We start from the raw sequence: 16387 nt of genomic DNA, 5'->3' as shown, positions 1-16387 counted from the left end.
TTATGCGATTACGCCTTTGAGGCTAATTCGACCTACCGCTGGGTTCTTGCAACAAGCATATAGCGTTTTTTCTGTTGTAACATATGCTTCTTATGCGTCTCATAATGCGTCTTTAAGTTCGATACTCCGCATTAATCTTCACGTAGTCATAGCTGAAATCACAGGTCCAGACCGTGCACTGTGCATTCCCTGATGCTAAATCGACACGTATGGTGATTTCCGGTTTCGCCATCACCGCGGCACCCTGAGCTTCCTGGTAACTATCCGCCACGCCCCCTTTCTCCACCAGCGGCAAGTCACCCAGCCAGACGTTAACCTTGTCCACATCAAGCGTCGCAATTGGTGCCCGGCCAATGGCGGCCAGAATACGGCCCCAATTCGGGTCAGAAGCAAATAGGGCGGTTTTCACTAGAGGTGAATGGGCAATGGTTTCTGCCACTACGCGTGCGTCGCTCTCGCTGGCAGCACCCGCCACGGTAATCTCCACAAACTTGGTCGCCCCTTCACCATCACGCACCAGGGCCTGGGCCAGTTCAGTGAAGACTTCTTCAAGCGTCTGGTACAACAACTGGCTATGATCATCCAATGCCGTAATCTGATCCATTTCCGCCTGGGCCGTGCTAATTAACATGCAGGCGTCATTCGTGGAGGTATCACCATCGACCGTCACCCGGTTGAAAGATTTATCTGCCAACGCTTTCACCCACTGGTCCAGCAACGGCTTGGCAATTGGTGCATCGGTGGCGATAAACCCAAGCATGGTGGCCATGTTCGGCTTGATCATGCCTGAGCCCTTGGACATCCCCGTCACCGTCACCGGCACACCATTCATTTCCACCCGCCGGCTGGTGAGCTTCGGGTAAGTATCCGTAGTCATGATACCTTCCGACGCTCGTCCCCAATGGTGAGGGTCGAGCGCAGCCAGAGCCTTTGGCAAACCGGAAGCAAACGCCGTCAAAGGAAACTGCTCACCAATCACTCCGGTGGAGTAGGGCAAAATTTCATCCGCCTGACAGCCCGCCGCTTTGGCTAGCAGCTCACAACTCGCCAAACAGTTTTCCAGACCTTTCTTACCCGTGCCGGCATTCGCGTAACCGGTATTGATCATCAGATAGCGAGGCGTGGTCGTGGCCAAGCGAGCTTTCGCCACCTGAACTGGCGCCGCACAGAAACGATTAAGCGTGAAGACCCCACTGACACGGCTACCCTCTGCCAACTCCAGCAGCACCAAATCCTTACGATTCGCTTTCTTGATACCCGCTTCAACCGCGGCAAGCCGCACGCCGGGGACCGACAACCACTCAGACTGTGTCATAACGCGTTTCCTGCTATCCATGTGTTAAAGCTTGCTATGAAAAAAGCGCTCTGCCAAACATTGAGCGTCGCGGCATACTCTTAGTATTTGTCAGATGACGGCGCCACCAAGTCGACATACCAATTAAAACGTCAACGCTAGGCCAAAACCACAAACCCAAACAAACAAAGCACCGGCATTACCGGTGCTTTGTTTGTTCTTGCAGTTTGAATCGTATAGCTTGAAGCTGCCTCTATTCGATTTTCCCGTGGCACTGCTTATACTTCTTACCAGAGCCACAAGGGCAAGGCTCGTTACGCCCTACTTTGCGGCCATTGCGGACCATGGTCTTAGGTTGCTCACCCTGCTGCTGGCTTGGTTGTGGTTGAGCACTACCATCCGTACCTGGCTCAGCCACCGTCTGCATCTTCATTTTTTCAGCTTGCTTGCGCGCTTCCTCTTCGCGCTGCTGCTCAAGGCGCTCCACTTCGTCATCGCGACGCACCTGGAGGCTGTGCAGCACGCGAATCAACTCGTGCTGAATTTGATTAAGCAGGCCCTGGAATAATTCGAACGCTTCTTTCTTGTATTCCTGCTTGGGATTTTTCTGGGCATAACCTCGCAGATGAATACCCTGACGCAAGTGATCCATGTTCGCCAGATGCTCTTTCCAGTGACGATCGAGAATTTGCAGCATGAGATGCTTTTCGATTTTGCGCAGGTCCTCGGTACCGATTTCCGCCTCTTTACGCTGATAATCCTCGTCCATGCTCTCAACCAGCTTATCAATCAAGCCTTCGATGTGGAGCTGATTATCCTCGTTGAGCCATTGCCCCACAGGAGCGTGGCACTGGAATTCCGCTTCGAGGGTCTTTTCAAGACCAGGAATGTCCCATTGGTCTTCAACGGAACCAGGCGCCATATAGTCGTGAACCAGCTCAGTGATGACATCACGGCGGATCCCTTTCACCGAGTTAACCAGATCTGCGGCTTCCAGAATCTGATCACGCTGACCGTATATAACCTGACGCTGGTCGTTAGCCACATTATCATATTCAAGTAAATTTTTACGAATATCGAAGTTGCGTCCTTCGACCTTGCGCTGAGCGTTTTCAATCGCGCGGGTCACCCAACGATGCTCAATCGCCTCACCATTTTCAAGGCCCAAAGAGCGCATCAGATTACGAATTTTATCTGACGCAAAAATTCGCATCAGATCATCTTCCATGGACAGGAAGAAGCGAGTGTAGCCCGGATCACCCTGACGACCGGCACGGCCACGCAACTGGTTATCGATACGGCGAGACTCATGGCGCTCAGTGCCGATAATATGCAAGCCACCCGCTTTCATAACCGTATCGTGGTTTGCCTGCCACTCGGCCCGAATTTTCTCCGCTTCCGACTCGGACGGAGTCTCCATATGTTTAATCTGCTCTTCTGGGTTACCGCCAAGCATAATATCCGTACCGCGACCCGCCATGTTAGTAGCAATGGTCACCGCTCCCGGACGGCCTGCTTGGGCAATAATCTGAGCTTCGCGCTGGTGAAACTTGGCATTCAATACTTCGTGATGAACCTTGTCCTGCTTCAAACGTTTGGAAAGGTATTCCGACGCTTCAATGGTCGCCGTTCCTACCAACACAGGTGCACCCTTAGCCACCGCTTCGGTGACCTCTTTAACGATGGCATCGAATTTTTCTTGTAGGCTTAGATAAACTAGGTCATTGGCATCAACCCGCACCATGGGCTTATTCGTCGGCACCACGACGACATCCATGCCGTAGATTTGACGGAATTCCAGTGCTTCGGTATCAGCCGTACCGGTCATTCCTGACAGCTTGTTATACAGGCGGAAATAATTCTGGAAGGTGGTCGAGGCCAGCGTCTGGTTTTCCTGCTGAATATTGAGGCCTTCTTTCGCTTCGATGGCCTGATGAATGCCTTCCGACCAGCGTCGCCCGGGCATAGTACGACCAGTATGCTCGTCAACAATCACAATTTGGCCATCTTGTACTATGTAATCACGGTCAATATGGAACAAGGCATGGGCCTTAAGCGCCGCATGCACATGGTGCAGCAACGCCAGGTTATGGGCCGCATACAAGCTTTCGCCCTGTTCCAACAACTGGTTATTGACCAACAGCGCTTCAATTTTCTGATGACCAGCTTCCGTCAGCTCCACCTGACGCTGCTTTTCATCAATGAAGTAATCACCCTCGCCTTCTTCTTCCTGCTTCTGCAACTGCGGCATCAGCAGGTTGACGGCCTGATATAGCTCAGATGAGTCCGCCGCCGGGCCAGAAATAATCAGCGGGGTACGAGCTTCATCGATAAGGATGGAGTCCACCTCATCGACGATGGCATAGTTCAACCCACGTTGAACTCGGTCTTCCAAGCGGAAAGCCATATTGTCACGCAGGTAATCAAAACCGTATTCGTTGTTAGTACCGTAGGTAATATCCGCAGCATACGCCGCACGCTTGTGCTCGGTGGGCTGTTGAGAAAGAATAATGCCGACAGACAGGCCCAGAAATTCGTACAACGGGCGCATCCAGTTAGCATCACGCTCGGCGAGGTAATCATTCACCGTAACCACATGTACGCCTTCACCGGAAAGTGCGTTCAGGTAGGCGGGGAGCGTCGCCGTCAGCGTTTTACCTTCACCGGTACGCATTTCAGAAATGCGCCCTTCATGCAGGGAAATCCCGCCCATCATTTGCACGTCAAAGTGGCGCATGCCCATCACCCGAGTCGAGGCTTCACGGACAACCGCAAACGCTTCGGGCAACAATTCATCTAAGGTCTTGCCGTCTTTAAAGGCCTGCCGGAATGCTTCAGTCTTGTGTTGCAGGTCGCCATCGGTAAGCTGAGCCATCGCTTCTGCATGGCTATTAATGGCATCGACCAACTTTGCCATTCGCTTGAGTTCACGATCATTTTTGGTGCCGATGATTTTTTTTACGATGGTACCCAGCATAAAACTTCCGGTTCAGTAAAAGTCAGGACAAACAGCCCGGTGGCGGCAAAGTGATTCACCGCACACATAGTTTGTTGCGCGAAACAGGTGCGCTTCACGAAAGACGTCAGATCTGGCACAGAATCCAAATGAGCAGCCTTCTTCCACAAGCCCAGCCATTCTAAACACAATAGGATGAAGAGATAAGGTGGTAATCTAGGTTATCAAGGGCGCTTAACGAAAACGGCCCCTTACGGGGCCATTTTTCACAATTTTGCTACCGCCGTGCGCGATAAATATAAGGTTGAGGATTCACCTGAGCACCGTTCTTGAGCACTTCATAATGCACGTGTGGACCTGTCGAACGACCAGAACTGCCCACTTTGCCCACCACATCACCGGTTCGAACAATTTCTCCTGGTTCAACCAGCAGCTCCATAGCGTGCCCGTAGCGAGTGGACAAACCATTACCGTGATTAATCTCAACCATTTTTCCATAACCAGAGCGCTCACCGGAATAAGTCACAACGCCAGCACCGGTGGCCACAATCGGCGTTCCTTCCTTGCCTGCGAAATCGACCCCTTTATGCCAAGCTACGCGGCCGGAGAATGGATCGGAACGTCGCCCAAAACGGCTGGACATCCAGCCCTTGGTCAGCGGACGGCCAGACAGGTAGGTCTGATCTTCCAGTTGCTTATCCGCCAACAGATCCTCCAGAATATCCAACTGACGTTCGCGACGCTCCAGCGTAGTAGTCATCTGATCTAGCGCTACCATAAACGATGGCAACTCGTAGCTGGCCCCCTCTTCTGAAGCTTCTGGGCCGCCTACACCGGGGACACTGCTAAAATCGAATTCGTCACCACCAATGTCGGCCACTTCAACCAAGCGCTCGCCCAATGCATCCAGGCGAACCAGACGCGCTTGAGCCTGAGCCAACTTAAGGGTCAACGCTCGGAATTGTTCCTGGCTTTGTTGATCCAGTTCAGAGAGCGCCAGCTGTTGCTGCTCCAGCTGGCTGGCAAAGCGCTTCGTCATCATTGAGGCGAATTCAGGCTGACCACCGACCCTATAAGCCAATAGGTAAGCACTAACACCAATAAGGACAGGAAACGCCACCAGCACCACAGCCAATAGCCAAGGCCAATGACGGGGAACGGGCAGTGTGCGCGAATGGCCGCGCTTGCTATTAAGGACTATGATGTTCATAACGTTTCGTAACGCACCATCTAAAAGTCATTCAATTCAACAAGTTATACTACGCTTATAATTTTTTTTACAATCTGCAGGCTAGTCTAAGTAAAAACCATGAGCAAGACAACGTCGCCCAAAGCCCTTCTCTCTCTGCTAAGCGGTCACCCCGCTCTGTCAGCCTTGGTAAAAGAAGCCCGCAAGGTTCCTGCACAAGAGAAAGATGAACCGTTGGACTGCCTGCCCCCCGCCCTTCGTGAGCGAGTGACGCTTGTGGAAGATCAACACCGCTGGCTGGCCATTACAGAAACTAGCGCCACCGCTCAACTCTTACGCTTCCATCTCCCGAAGCTTCAGCAAGCCATGCCCGGGGAGCAGATCAAAATCGTGGTCGGAGGCAAACGCCAACCCATGCAAGGCAATAGGCATGCCAAAGAAACAGTAAGGCCACATTTAGCCCAAGAAAGTGCCCAGCATATAGAAGCAGTGGCCGAAGCCATCGAGGATGATGCGTTAAAAGCATCATTACTGCGGCTAGCCAGCCGCGGGGAGCCCGATAAATAACCACCTGGCCGCGGGAGACGGCCAGGTGGTCCACAGGACTTCGACGTACAACCGAATTGCTTCGGTCGGAGCCAGCATCACTTCCGGGTCATCCTGATCCGAAGCGGCCAACTCGCTTTCCAACTTACTTTTTACTTTACCGCTACTTATTCTGCAGCCAAAACAGGGCGCATATAAGACACAGGTGCATCGGTGGCATCTTCGAACGTCACCACCTCGTAGGAGTCTTCCTGACGGAGGATCTCCCGCAACAGCGCATTGTTAAGTGCATGGCCAGACTTATGGCCAATGAACTCACCAATCAGGCTGTGGCCCAGTAGATACAAGTCGCCAATGGCATCTAGCATCTTGTGTTTGACGAACTCGTCGTCATAACGCAGACCGTCTTCGTTGAGGATACGGTATTCGTCCACCACAATGGCATTATCGACACTGCCACCCAACGCCAAGTTCTGGCTGCGCAGAAACTCGATATCGCGCATAAAACCAAAGGTCCGGGCACGGGCCACTTCTTTCACGAACGAGGTCGTGGAGAAGTCGATACTGGCCAGCTGGTTGCGCTCTTCAAACACCGGGTGATCGAACTCGATAGAAAAAGTCACCTTGAAGCCGTCAAAAGGCACGAATGTTGCCGTTTTGTCGTCTTCACGCACCGTCACTTCTTTCTTGATGCGGATAAACTTCTTGGCGGCTTCCTGTTCCTTGATACCAGCAGATTGCAGGAGGAAGACGAACGGACCAGCACTACCATCCATGATCGGCATCTCCGGGGCAGACAACTCCACAAAGGCGTTATCAATCCCGAGGCCCGCCATGGCGGACAAGAAGTGCTCTACCGTACCCACTTTCACGCCATCCTGAACCAGCGTGGAAGAGAGCGTGGTTTCGCCCACCGCGTCCGCAGCAGCCTTGATCTCCACAACAGGGTCCAGGTCCACTCGCCGGAACACGATACCGGTATCCACCGGTGCCGGGCGCACGGTCATGTAGACCTTTTCGCCGGTGTGAAGCCCTACGCCAGTGGCGCGGATCACGTTTTTTAGCGTTCGTTGTCTGATCATCAGTCTGTCACACAGCTGCGGGTATCCTAAGGATACCGCTTTCCTCAACACAAAATTAGGGCGCGATTATACTGGAACACCCTTATTTTGCACCCATCTCGCCAGGCCGTTAGTCGGCCTGGCGGCGCAGAAAGGTCGGGATATCGATGAAATCCAGATCTTCGGCGGTGCTCACCGCTTGCTGGCCTCGGCCGCTTGCAGCCTGCTGAGCGGCGCGTTTACGCTCTACAGCCGGGCGATCCAAATCGCTGTAGTCCACCCGTCCGTCCGCCGCGACAGGAGTCTGACGGCCCCGCACGACTTTTAGTTCCTGAGCCGCTGCGCCCAGACCAGTGGCGACCACGGTAACGCTGATGCTATCGCCCATATCCGGGTCAATGGCAGTACCGATAATCACATTGGCGTCATCCCCAGCCAATTCACTGACGATGTCACCCACTTCCGAGAACTCATCCAGAGCGATGGACTCATTGGCAGTAATGTTAATCAGGATACCCCGCGCACCACGCAAATCCACATCTTCCAGCAACGGGCTGGAGATAGCGGCTTGGGCGGCTTCCGCTGCACGGTTGTCGCCACTGGCGGTACCCGTGCCCATCATCGCGGTGCCCATTTCGCTCATCACGGTGCGCACGTCAGCGAAATCCACGTTAATCATGCCGGGGCGAACAATCAGGTCGGCAATCCCTTTCACCGCACCTTGCAATACTTCGTTTGCCGCCTTGAACGCATCCAACAGGCTAGTGGAGCCGCCCAATACCGCTTGCAGCTTTTCGTTGGGAATGGTGATCAGTGAATGAACGTGTTCTTTCAGATCATCAATCCCCTGCTGGGCAGAACGCATACGCTTCTTGCCTTCGAAGGGGAACGGCTTGGTAACCACGGCTACAGTCAAGATGCCCAGTTCCTTGGCGATTTCGGCCACCACCGGAGCGGCACCGGTACCCGTACCACCGCCCATACCGGCTGTTACGAATACCATATCGGCACCATCCAACAGCTCAGCGATGCGATCGCGGTCTTCCTGTGCCGATTGACGGCCAATTTCCGGATTGGCACCCGCACCCAAACCCTTGGTCACCTGGCTACCCAGCTGAATTACGGTTTTGGATGAGGCATTACGCAGGGCCTGGGCGTCCGTGTTGGCGCAGATGAAATCTACCCCTTCCACACCCGAACGCACCATGTGATCCACGGCATTGCCGCCGCCGCCACCGACACCTACCACTTTGATTACCGCGCCATGCGGCACGCTGTCTTCCAGTTTAAATTGCATGGTTGATCTCCCGTTTTTGCTTCCCTGTTTACTGCACATTACGTCGAAGTGTTCCGGTCATGTTGCCGCGGCCCGGAACAACCGCTTGCCCTTATCTGACGCTTCCCTGATCGAGAAGCGTGCTGCGATTCTTGCTAAAAATTACCTTTGAACCAGCTCTTAATACGTTCCAGCCAGTCCAGCTCACCACCACCGGCTTGGGCCTTGGCGCTAGTGCCTTCCTTCTCCATGCGCTGGCCGTACAACAGCAGGCCCACAGAGGTGGAGTAAATTGGGTTTTTCACCACATCAATCAGCCCAGAAATACCCTGCGGCGCACCTAGGCGAACCGGCATATGAAAAATCTCCTCAGCCAAATCCACTGCCCCTTCAATCTTCGAAGAGCCACCGGTGAGCACAATCCCGCCAGGGATCAAATCTTCAAATCCGGAGCGACGAATTTCCGCCTGCACTAAGGTGAACAATTCGTCGTAACGTGGCTCCACCACCTCAGCCAGATTCTGACGGCTAAGGGTGCGCGGCGGACGATCACCCACGCTGGGCACCTTGATGGTTTCATCTGCGCCAGCCAGTTGAGTCAACGCACAGGCGTACTTGATTTTGATTTCGTCGGCATGCTGTTTGGGGGTGCGCAACGCCATAGCGATATCGTTAGTCACCTGGTCCCCAGCAATGGGAATATTGGCGGTATGACGAATGGCGCCTTCGGTGAAGATGGCGATATCCGTGGTGCCGCCGCCAATATCCACGATGCAGACACCCAGTTCGCGCTCATCTTCGGTGAGCACGGCGTGAGCACTCGCTAACTGCTCAAGGATGACGTCATCGACTTCCAAGTTGCAGCGACGCACACATTTCTCGATGTTTTGCACCGCATTCACCGCACAGGTCACCAAATGCACTTTGGCTTCCAAGCGCACGCCGCTCATACCGATGGGCTCGCGCACACCTTCCTGGTTGTCCACCACATATTCCTGTGGCAGCACATGCAAGGTTTTCTGGTCCGCCGGAATCGCCACCGCTTGGGCCGCGTCGATCACCCGGTCAATATCTGCCTGGGCCACTTCCCTGTCGCGAATGGCAACAATGCCGTGGGAATTGAGGCTACGCACATGGGAACCGGCAATACCGGCGTACACCGTGTGAATATGACAACCCGCCATTAGCTCGGCTTCTTCCACCGCACGCTGAATCGAGCGCACGGTGGCTTCGATATCCACCACCACGCCCTTTTTCATGCCCCGTGACGGTTGCGAGCCCAGACCGACGATTTCCAAGGTGCCATCGGCTGCTGTCTGGCCGACGATGGCAACTACCTTTGAGGTGCCAATATCAAGTCCGACAATCATGTTTTCTGTTGCAGTCGCCATGTCACCCTTTCTCCTAACTTTGCTGCTCGCGCCAGGTCACTGCCATGCCGTCCGCATAACGCAAATCGACCCGAGCTACCTGACGGCTATCCGTGTTCAGCACGCCACGATAAAGCCGCACAAAACGGCGTAATTTGGTGGTGTAATGCTCACGGTCAACCACCAGTTCCATGTCGTTATTCAGCGTCAGGCGCGCGGTCAGGCGCGCATTGACCTCCATACTACGAATGCTCAAATCCACATCCGCCAGCGTTTTGCCCATGCTGTGGTAGAAGCCCATGACTTCCTCCAACCGCTGTTCCGGGCCATTCAGGTGAGGCAGATCGTCCAGGTCGTACTGCTTCAGTGCCTTGAACGGCTGCCCGCTGTCCGACACCAACACCGACTCATTCCACACGGCCACCGGGCGTCGTTCTTCTACCGTCAGCACCACGGTATCGGGCCACTGACGGCGGACGGAAACCTCTTCCACCCAGCTTAATCCCTGAGATTGCTGGTAGATTTCCTCCAGCGGCACAGAGAAATAATTTTCTTCACGCACTAGCGCCGCCAACGCGGTTTCTATCTGCTGTTGACGGCGCACATCGGTCACACCATCCACGCCCACCTTGCGGATCGGGTAACCATCCAGCGCCGCGGGCAGGTAGATCACCGCCAGCAGGCTAACCATCGCCACCGAGCCGACCAGCATCCATGGCACCGCCGTTGCCACCCGCTCGCGCAGCGGTACGCCGACCTTTTTAACCGGCTTGCGGCGGGCGCCACGCGGCGCGGGCGCGTTTTTAGCCACGACCCCGCTCCAGCGCGTCCAGCAGAATCTCACCTACCAGCACATCGAAATCACGGCCAGTGGCTTTCGCAGCCATCGGCACTAAAGAATGGTCGGTCATACCTGGCACCGTATTCACTTCCAGCAACTGCCACTGGCCTTGCTCATCACGCATGACATCTACCCGGCCCCAGCCACGGCATCCGGCAACGCGGAATGCCGTGAGCGCCAACGTGCGCAACGCCTGCTCATCAGCATCATCCAGCCCAGCCGGACATAAATACTCCGTGCTGTCGGACTGGTACTTGGCTTCAAAGTCATAGAAGACATGGGGCGTTTGCAGGCGGATAGCCGGCAAAGCTTCATCACCCAGCACCGCCACGGTGTACTCCGGGCCGTTGACCCAGGCTTCAACCAACACGTCCTGATCAAATTTTTCCGCGGCCACTAACGCTTCGCCCAGTTCCTCGGTGTTATCGGCCTTGGCCATGCCGATGGACGACCCTTCATGGGCTGGCTTGACGATCACCGGAAAGCCCAACTCTGCCTCTTCACGCCCAGCCACATAAAAGGCTGGCGTGGGCAAACCCGCACCTTTCCACAGCTGCTTGGTACGTACCTTGTCCATGCCGATAGCCGACGCCATCACGCCGGAGCCTGTGTAGGGAATCTCAAGGTGCTCCAATACGCCTTGAATCACGCCGTCTTCGCCACCGCGGCCATGCAAGGCAATAAAGGCGGCATCAAACCCTCTCAAGGTATCGACGCTCTTATCCGCCGGGTCCACCAGCTCTGCGAGCAAACCCAAGTTACGCAAGCCTGCATGTACCGCAGCACCGCTCTTCAGCGACACAGCGCGTTCTGCAGATCGACCACCAGCCAGCACTGCCACGCGGCCTACTCGGCTCAATCGTTCTTTCAATGCACGCTTATCCATGGCCGCCTCCCTGAGCAACCAACTGCTTGGCGATGGCACCGACATTACCCGCGCCTTGGGTGACGAGCAGATCGCCATTCTGAAGCTGGCTGGCCAACAAGCCTTGCAGCTTGTCCGGGTCATCCACAAACACAGGCTCCAGCCCGCGCTTGCGCAGACTGCGACACAAAGCACGGGCGTCAGCACCGGGAATCGGTTCTTCCCCAGCGGCATACACTTCTAACATCAGCAATACATCCACACCGGACAATACTTCCACGAAGTCCTCGTAAAGGTCTTGGGTACGGGTATAACGGTGAGGCTGAAACAGCATGGCTAGGCGACGGCCCGGCCAGCCTTCACGAATGGCATCAATGGTGGCAGCCACCTCACGGGGATGGTGACCGTAGTCATCCACCAGCGTCGCGCTGCCGCCGTCAAAGTGATAATCGCCTTGCACGTCAAAGCGACGTCCCACTCCGGTAAAGTTGTTCAGGCCACGGATAATGGCCTCGTCGCCCGCACCCTCATCCGCCGACACCGCAATAGCGGCCAGCGCATTAAGCACGTTATGGCGTCCGGGCATATTCAGCGACACGTCCAGGGGCTCGCCTTCCGCGCGCACCACCCGGAAATGAGTCACCATGCCGTCCTGACGCACGTTCTCCGCACGTAGGTCTGCATCCTCGCTGAAGCCATATCGAATCACCTGACGATTGACCCGGGGCAGCAGCTTGCGCACCACCGGATCATCCACACACATCACCGCCACACCGTAGAACGGCAGGTTGTGAAGAAACTCGATAAAGGTATTCTCCAGCTGAGCGAAATCGCCGCCGTAGGTGTGCATGTGATCCGCATCAACATTAGTGACGATGGCGCTCATGGGCTGCAAGTGCAGGAAACTGGCATCGGACTCATCCGCTTCCGCCACCAGATAACGGCTCTGTCCCAGGCGCGCATTGGTGCCCGCGCTATTCAAACGGCCACCAATCACAAAGGTCGGGTCCAGCCCTGCCTCCGCCATGATCGCTGCGGTTAATGACGTAGTGGTGGTCTTGCCGTGGGTGCCGGCCACCGCGATACCGTGACGAAAGCGCATTAACTCCGCCAACATCTGAGCCCGTGGCACCACCGGAATACGGCGCTCGTGGGCCGCCGCCACTTCCAGGTTCTCGGTATTCACCGCGGTGGAGGTCACCACCACATCTGCACCATCGATATTCTCGGCACGGTGGCCAATGTCCACTCTCACACCCAGGCTGCGCAGACGCTCTAGCACCGGCGATTCCTTAATGTCGCTGCCGCTGATGGCATAACCCTGGTTGGCCAGCACTTCCGCAATGCCGCACATGCCCACACCGCCGATACCCACAAAGTGGATACCGCGAATGCGGCGCATCTCCGGCACCGTATGAATAATGTCGTTATCGGCCATTGGCCACCTCCTCACACAGCGTGGCGGCGCGCTCTGCACTATCCGCCATCGCCTGCTCACGGGCCCGCTCGGCGATTTGCGCCAACAGGCCACGCTCTGCAACCGGTTTCAAGGTGCCAGCAAGACTTACCGCACCCAGGTCCCGTTGGGGCAGCAACAGGGCAGCCCCGCGCTCTGACAACCAACGGGCGTTCAATGTCTGGTGGTCATCCACTGCGCTGGGCAGTGGTACAAACAGGGCGGCCACGCCCGCTGCGGCCACTTCCGCCACGGTCAGTGCGCCGGCCCGGCAGATCACCAAATCCGCCCACCCGTAGGCTTCTGCCATATCATCAATAAATTCACTCACCTGAGCCTGCAGCCCCAGCGCCTGGTAAATCGGTGCAGCTTCAGCGGTACGCCCGGCGCCGCATTGATGGCGCACCTGTATATCGCGACCCAGTACCGCCAATAGTAATTCCGGCAGATCCTGATTAAGTACCAGCGCCCCTTGGCTTCCGCCCAGAACCAGCACACGAAGCCCGCCCTGATGCTGTGCATAACGACGAGCCGGCTCCTCTAGAGCAGTAATCTGCGGACGTACCGGGTTGCCCACCCAGCAGGCTTGCGGGTGACCAAAAGCACCCTGGAACCCTTCCAGGGTCACCGTCGATAAACGAGACAACAAGCGATTAGTCAGCCCGGGAACCGCATTCTGCTCATGTACCACCACCGGCACCTTGCACAAGCGCGCAGCCAGCCCACCGGGGCCGCTGGCAAAACCACCAAAGCCCACCGCCAGCACCGGCTGACGGGCGCGAATCAGCTGCCGCGCCTGTAACACCGCCCGCAACAGGTTGAACGGCGCGGTCAACTTACGCTTGATGCCACCACCGCGTAGGCGGGACACAGACAATTCGGCAATTTCGTAGCCATACTGGCGCACTAAGTTGCCTTCCATGCCGTTTTCCGCGCCCAGCCAGAGAATATCGAAACCGCGGGTGCGCAGTTGGTCAGCCACAGCCAGCGCAGGGAATACATGCCCACCCGTACCGCCAGCCATAATCAGGACGGTGCCACTCATCGTGCAGCCCTCCCTCTGGCTTTCAGGTGGTCCGCTTCCGCTCCGGCTCGTAAAATCAGCCCCACCATAACGGCGGAAATCAACAGGGAAGACCCCCCATAGCTGATAAAGGGCAGGGTCAGCCCCTTGGTGGGCAGCAGCCCCATGTTCACGCCCAGGTTGATAAATGCCTGGGAGCAAAATACGAAGGCACAGCCATAGACTAGGTAGGCGTGGTACAACAATCCGCGCGCTTCCAAACGGTGGCCAATCCGGAACACCCGCCAACCCAGCAGAATAAAACCACCGATTAGCGCCACATTTCCCAGCAGCCCCAGCTCTTCAGACATCACTGCATAGACAAAATCCGTATGGGCTTCTGGCAGGTAAAATAGCTTCTGTACACTGTTACCTAGCCCCACACCAAACCAGTGCCCTCGACCAAACGCAATCAGACTCTGGGTCAGCTGATAGCCAGAACCAAACTGGTCTGCCCAAGGGTCGGTAAAGGTCATCAACCGTGCCACCCGGTAAGGTTCGGCAAAGGCGACCAATCCGCCAAGTGCCACCGCAATCAAACCGATCAGCAAGAACCGCAGAGTCGGCACGCCAGACAAAAACAACATGCCCATGGCGGTAATTCCCAACACCACCACCGCGCCGAAATCCGGCTCCAGCAGCAACAGCAGCATCAGCACACCCAGCAAACCCAGCGGCAGCAAGAAGGCCTTCCATTCCGTTTCCAACGCGGCTTTGCGTTGCGCCACATATCCCGCTAGATAAAGTACAAAGCACAGTTTGACGATTTCTGAAGCCTGAATGGTCAGGCCTGGCAAAGCGATCCAGCGGGTGGAACCATTCACCGTACGGCCCAGCCCGGGAATAAACACCATCACTAATGCCACCAGCGCCACAGGCAGCATCACAAAGCGCAAACGCTCAAGCAGTGCCAGCGGCACCGCGTAATATACAAAGGCGCCTACACCCAGGCCCAGCGCCAAATAAATGCCATGGCGCATGGCGTAATAAAAGGGGTCACCTAAACGAGTTTCAGCAATCTGCAAACTGGCGGATGACACCATCACTAGCCCTGCCAGAGCCAACAAAATAGCCGTCCACAACAGCGGTTTGTCGATCCCCGTATGGTCTACTTTCAGGATCATGCGCTCAGTCATGGCACAACTCCTGGGCACGGGTGGTGAAATCATCGCCGCGGGCAGCAAAACCGCTGTACTGATCAAACGAGGCACAGGCCGGTGACAGTAAAACGGCATCGCCCGGCTGTGCCAGGGCATGGGCGCGACGTACCGCAACAGCCATATCTGCCACCAGTTCACAGGGCGCCGCAGACATGCCCTGTGCCACGGTAGTACGGTCTTCACCCATCAATAGGGCGGCACGTAAATACTGCCGGGCAGGCTCGGCCAGCGGAGAGAAATCCTGCCCTTTGCCTAGGCCACCAGCGACCAGAATCACTTTGCCCTCGATGCTTTCACCGATCCCGGTCAGCGCCGCCAAGGTGGCGCCCACATTGGTGGCCTTCGAATCGTTAAACCAGCGCACACCACCTGATTCGGCGACCAGCTGGCAACGATGCGGCAGCCCAGTAAAGGTTTTCACTGTGGCCAGTGCTTTATCCCGATTCAAAGACAGCGCATCACTGATCGCCAGAACCGAGAGAATATTCATGGCATTATGGTGGCCGGTGAGCGCCAGCTCTGACAGCGACAATAAGGGCTCGCCTCGGCACAGTAGTTGACCGTTTTCGCTATCTAGCCGGTAATCCGCTTCCGGGTGGGCGCCAAAACTGATCTGCCGGGCCACCGTAGCCGGCGGACGGGTTGCCAAATCATCACGATTCCAGACCGCCACCTGGCAGCCGTCATAGACGCGCTGCTTAGCCGCTAGGTAATCTGCAAAGCTGGCGTAACGGTCCAAATGATCCTGGGACACGTTTAACACTGTGGCCACTTCCGCACTCAAGCTGTAAGTGGTTTCCAACTGAAAGCTGGACAACTCAAGAACGTACAACCGCGCTTGGTCGTCCAGCAATTCCAGCGCTGGCACACCCAGGTTGCCGCCGATACCTGGGTTCATCCCACAGGCATCTGCCACTTGCCCCAGCAGCGTTGTCACTGTGCTTTTGGCATTGGAACCGGTGATGGCCACCAGCGGCTCACTGGCCGCACGGGCGAACAGCTCAATGTCGCCGATCACTTCTTTGCCATCCACTACCTGCTCGGCAATGGCGGGCGTGGACACCGCCACACCCGGGCTCACGATCAGACGACGGGCCTTGCCCATCCAGCCTTTCTTGAAGCCACCGGTATGCACTTTTAGGTCCGGAAAGTCTGCGCACAGGGCGTCTAGGCCGACCGGTTCAGCACGGGTATCTATGGCGCGCACGGGCATACCCTGATCCGTTAGATAGCGGATCACGGAGCGGCCTGTTACACCCAGGCCAATGACCAGATCAAACCCGTCTTTCGCCATAAATTGACTCAATCCC

At 56.0% G+C, this 16387-nt stretch carries 13 protein-coding genes; 1 reads left to right on the top strand and 12 read right to left on the bottom strand.

Annotated elements, in window-relative coordinates:
• Window positions 1-112 precede the first annotated feature (112 nt).
• The 3 genes from argJ to AS19_RS03140 all read right to left on the bottom strand — a co-directional run bounded on the left by argJ (window position 113) and on the right by AS19_RS03140 (window position 5460).
• The gene (argJ, locus tag AS19_RS03150) at window positions 113-1336 is read right to left on the bottom strand and encodes a bifunctional glutamate N-acetyltransferase/amino-acid acetyltransferase ArgJ (protein WP_082116340.1); all 1224 of its coding nucleotides are present in this window, start codon (window positions 1334-1336) and stop codon (window positions 113-115) included.
• Between the two features lie 211 nt (window positions 1337-1547).
• On the bottom strand, window positions 1548-4271 hold the full coding sequence (secA, locus tag AS19_RS03145; RefSeq protein WP_046961684.1) for a preprotein translocase subunit SecA: 2724 nt from the start codon (window positions 4269-4271) through the stop codon (window positions 1548-1550).
• A gap of 256 nt (window positions 4272-4527) precedes the next feature.
• Complete coding sequence (locus AS19_RS03140; protein WP_011587891.1) at window positions 4528-5460, bottom strand: M23 family metallopeptidase; 933 nt, start codon at window positions 5458-5460, stop codon at window positions 4528-4530.
• A gap of 99 nt (window positions 5461-5559) precedes the next feature.
• Here AS19_RS03140 and AS19_RS03135 point away from each other — a divergent pair, with 99 nt between their 5' ends.
• Complete coding sequence (locus AS19_RS03135; RefSeq protein WP_046961683.1) at window positions 5560-6006, top strand: hypothetical protein; 447 nt, start codon at window positions 5560-5562, stop codon at window positions 6004-6006.
• 146 nt (window positions 6007-6152) lie between these two features.
• Here the strand turns inward: AS19_RS03135 and lpxC are convergent, their stop codons facing one another.
• The 9 genes from lpxC to murD all read right to left on the bottom strand — a co-directional run bounded on the left by lpxC (window position 6153) and on the right by murD (window position 16371).
• The gene (lpxC, locus tag AS19_RS03130; protein ID WP_011587889.1) at window positions 6153-7067 is read right to left on the bottom strand and encodes a UDP-3-O-acyl-N-acetylglucosamine deacetylase; all 915 of its coding nucleotides are present in this window, start codon (window positions 7065-7067) and stop codon (window positions 6153-6155) included.
• A gap of 109 nt (window positions 7068-7176) precedes the next feature.
• Entirely contained in the window at window positions 7177-8343 is a 1167-nt protein-coding gene (ftsZ, locus tag AS19_RS03125) for a cell division protein FtsZ (RefSeq protein WP_035460637.1), read from the bottom strand.
• Window positions 8344-8477: 134 nt separating this feature from the next.
• Window positions 8478-9713, bottom strand: a complete 1236-nt coding sequence (gene ftsA / locus AS19_RS03120) for a cell division protein FtsA (protein WP_007151175.1) — start codon at window positions 9711-9713, stop codon at window positions 8478-8480.
• Between the two features lie 13 nt (window positions 9714-9726).
• A complete protein-coding gene (locus AS19_RS03115) occupies window positions 9727-10503 on the bottom strand; it encodes a cell division protein FtsQ/DivIB (RefSeq protein ID WP_011587887.1) in 777 nt (258 codons plus the stop codon).
• A complete protein-coding gene (locus AS19_RS03110) occupies window positions 10496-11419 on the bottom strand; it encodes a D-alanine--D-alanine ligase (protein ID WP_011587886.1) in 924 nt (307 codons plus the stop codon). Before AS19_RS03110 ends, AS19_RS03115 begins: the two co-directional genes overlap by 8 nt.
• Window positions 11412-12836, bottom strand: a complete 1425-nt coding sequence (gene murC / locus AS19_RS03105; protein ID WP_011587885.1) for a UDP-N-acetylmuramate--L-alanine ligase — start codon at window positions 12834-12836, stop codon at window positions 11412-11414. Before murC ends, AS19_RS03110 begins: the two co-directional genes overlap by 8 nt.
• Window positions 12826-13899: an undecaprenyldiphospho-muramoylpentapeptide beta-N-acetylglucosaminyltransferase gene (gene murG, locus AS19_RS03100; protein ID WP_011587884.1), complete on the bottom strand. Its 1074-nt coding sequence runs from the start codon at window positions 13897-13899 to the stop codon at window positions 12826-12828. Before murG ends, murC begins: the two co-directional genes overlap by 11 nt.
• The gene (ftsW, locus tag AS19_RS03095; RefSeq protein ID WP_011587883.1) at window positions 13896-15053 is read right to left on the bottom strand and encodes a putative lipid II flippase FtsW; all 1158 of its coding nucleotides are present in this window, start codon (window positions 15051-15053) and stop codon (window positions 13896-13898) included. Before ftsW ends, murG begins: the two co-directional genes overlap by 4 nt.
• Window positions 15046-16371: a UDP-N-acetylmuramoyl-L-alanine--D-glutamate ligase gene (murD, locus tag AS19_RS03090; protein WP_011587882.1), complete on the bottom strand. Its 1326-nt coding sequence runs from the start codon at window positions 16369-16371 to the stop codon at window positions 15046-15048. The genes ftsW and murD overlap by 8 nt, the downstream gene beginning before the upstream one ends.
• Window positions 16372-16387: the final 16 nt, after the last annotated feature.

Origin of the sequence: Alcanivorax sp. NBRC 101098, assembly GCF_001010505.1 — a bacterium.
GTDB classification, from domain to species: Bacteria; Pseudomonadota; Gammaproteobacteria; order Pseudomonadales; family Alcanivoracaceae; genus Alcanivorax; species Alcanivorax borkumensis.
The sequence above is the reverse complement of the archived record's forward strand: the minus strand, read 5'-3'. Positions and strand labels throughout refer to the sequence as shown.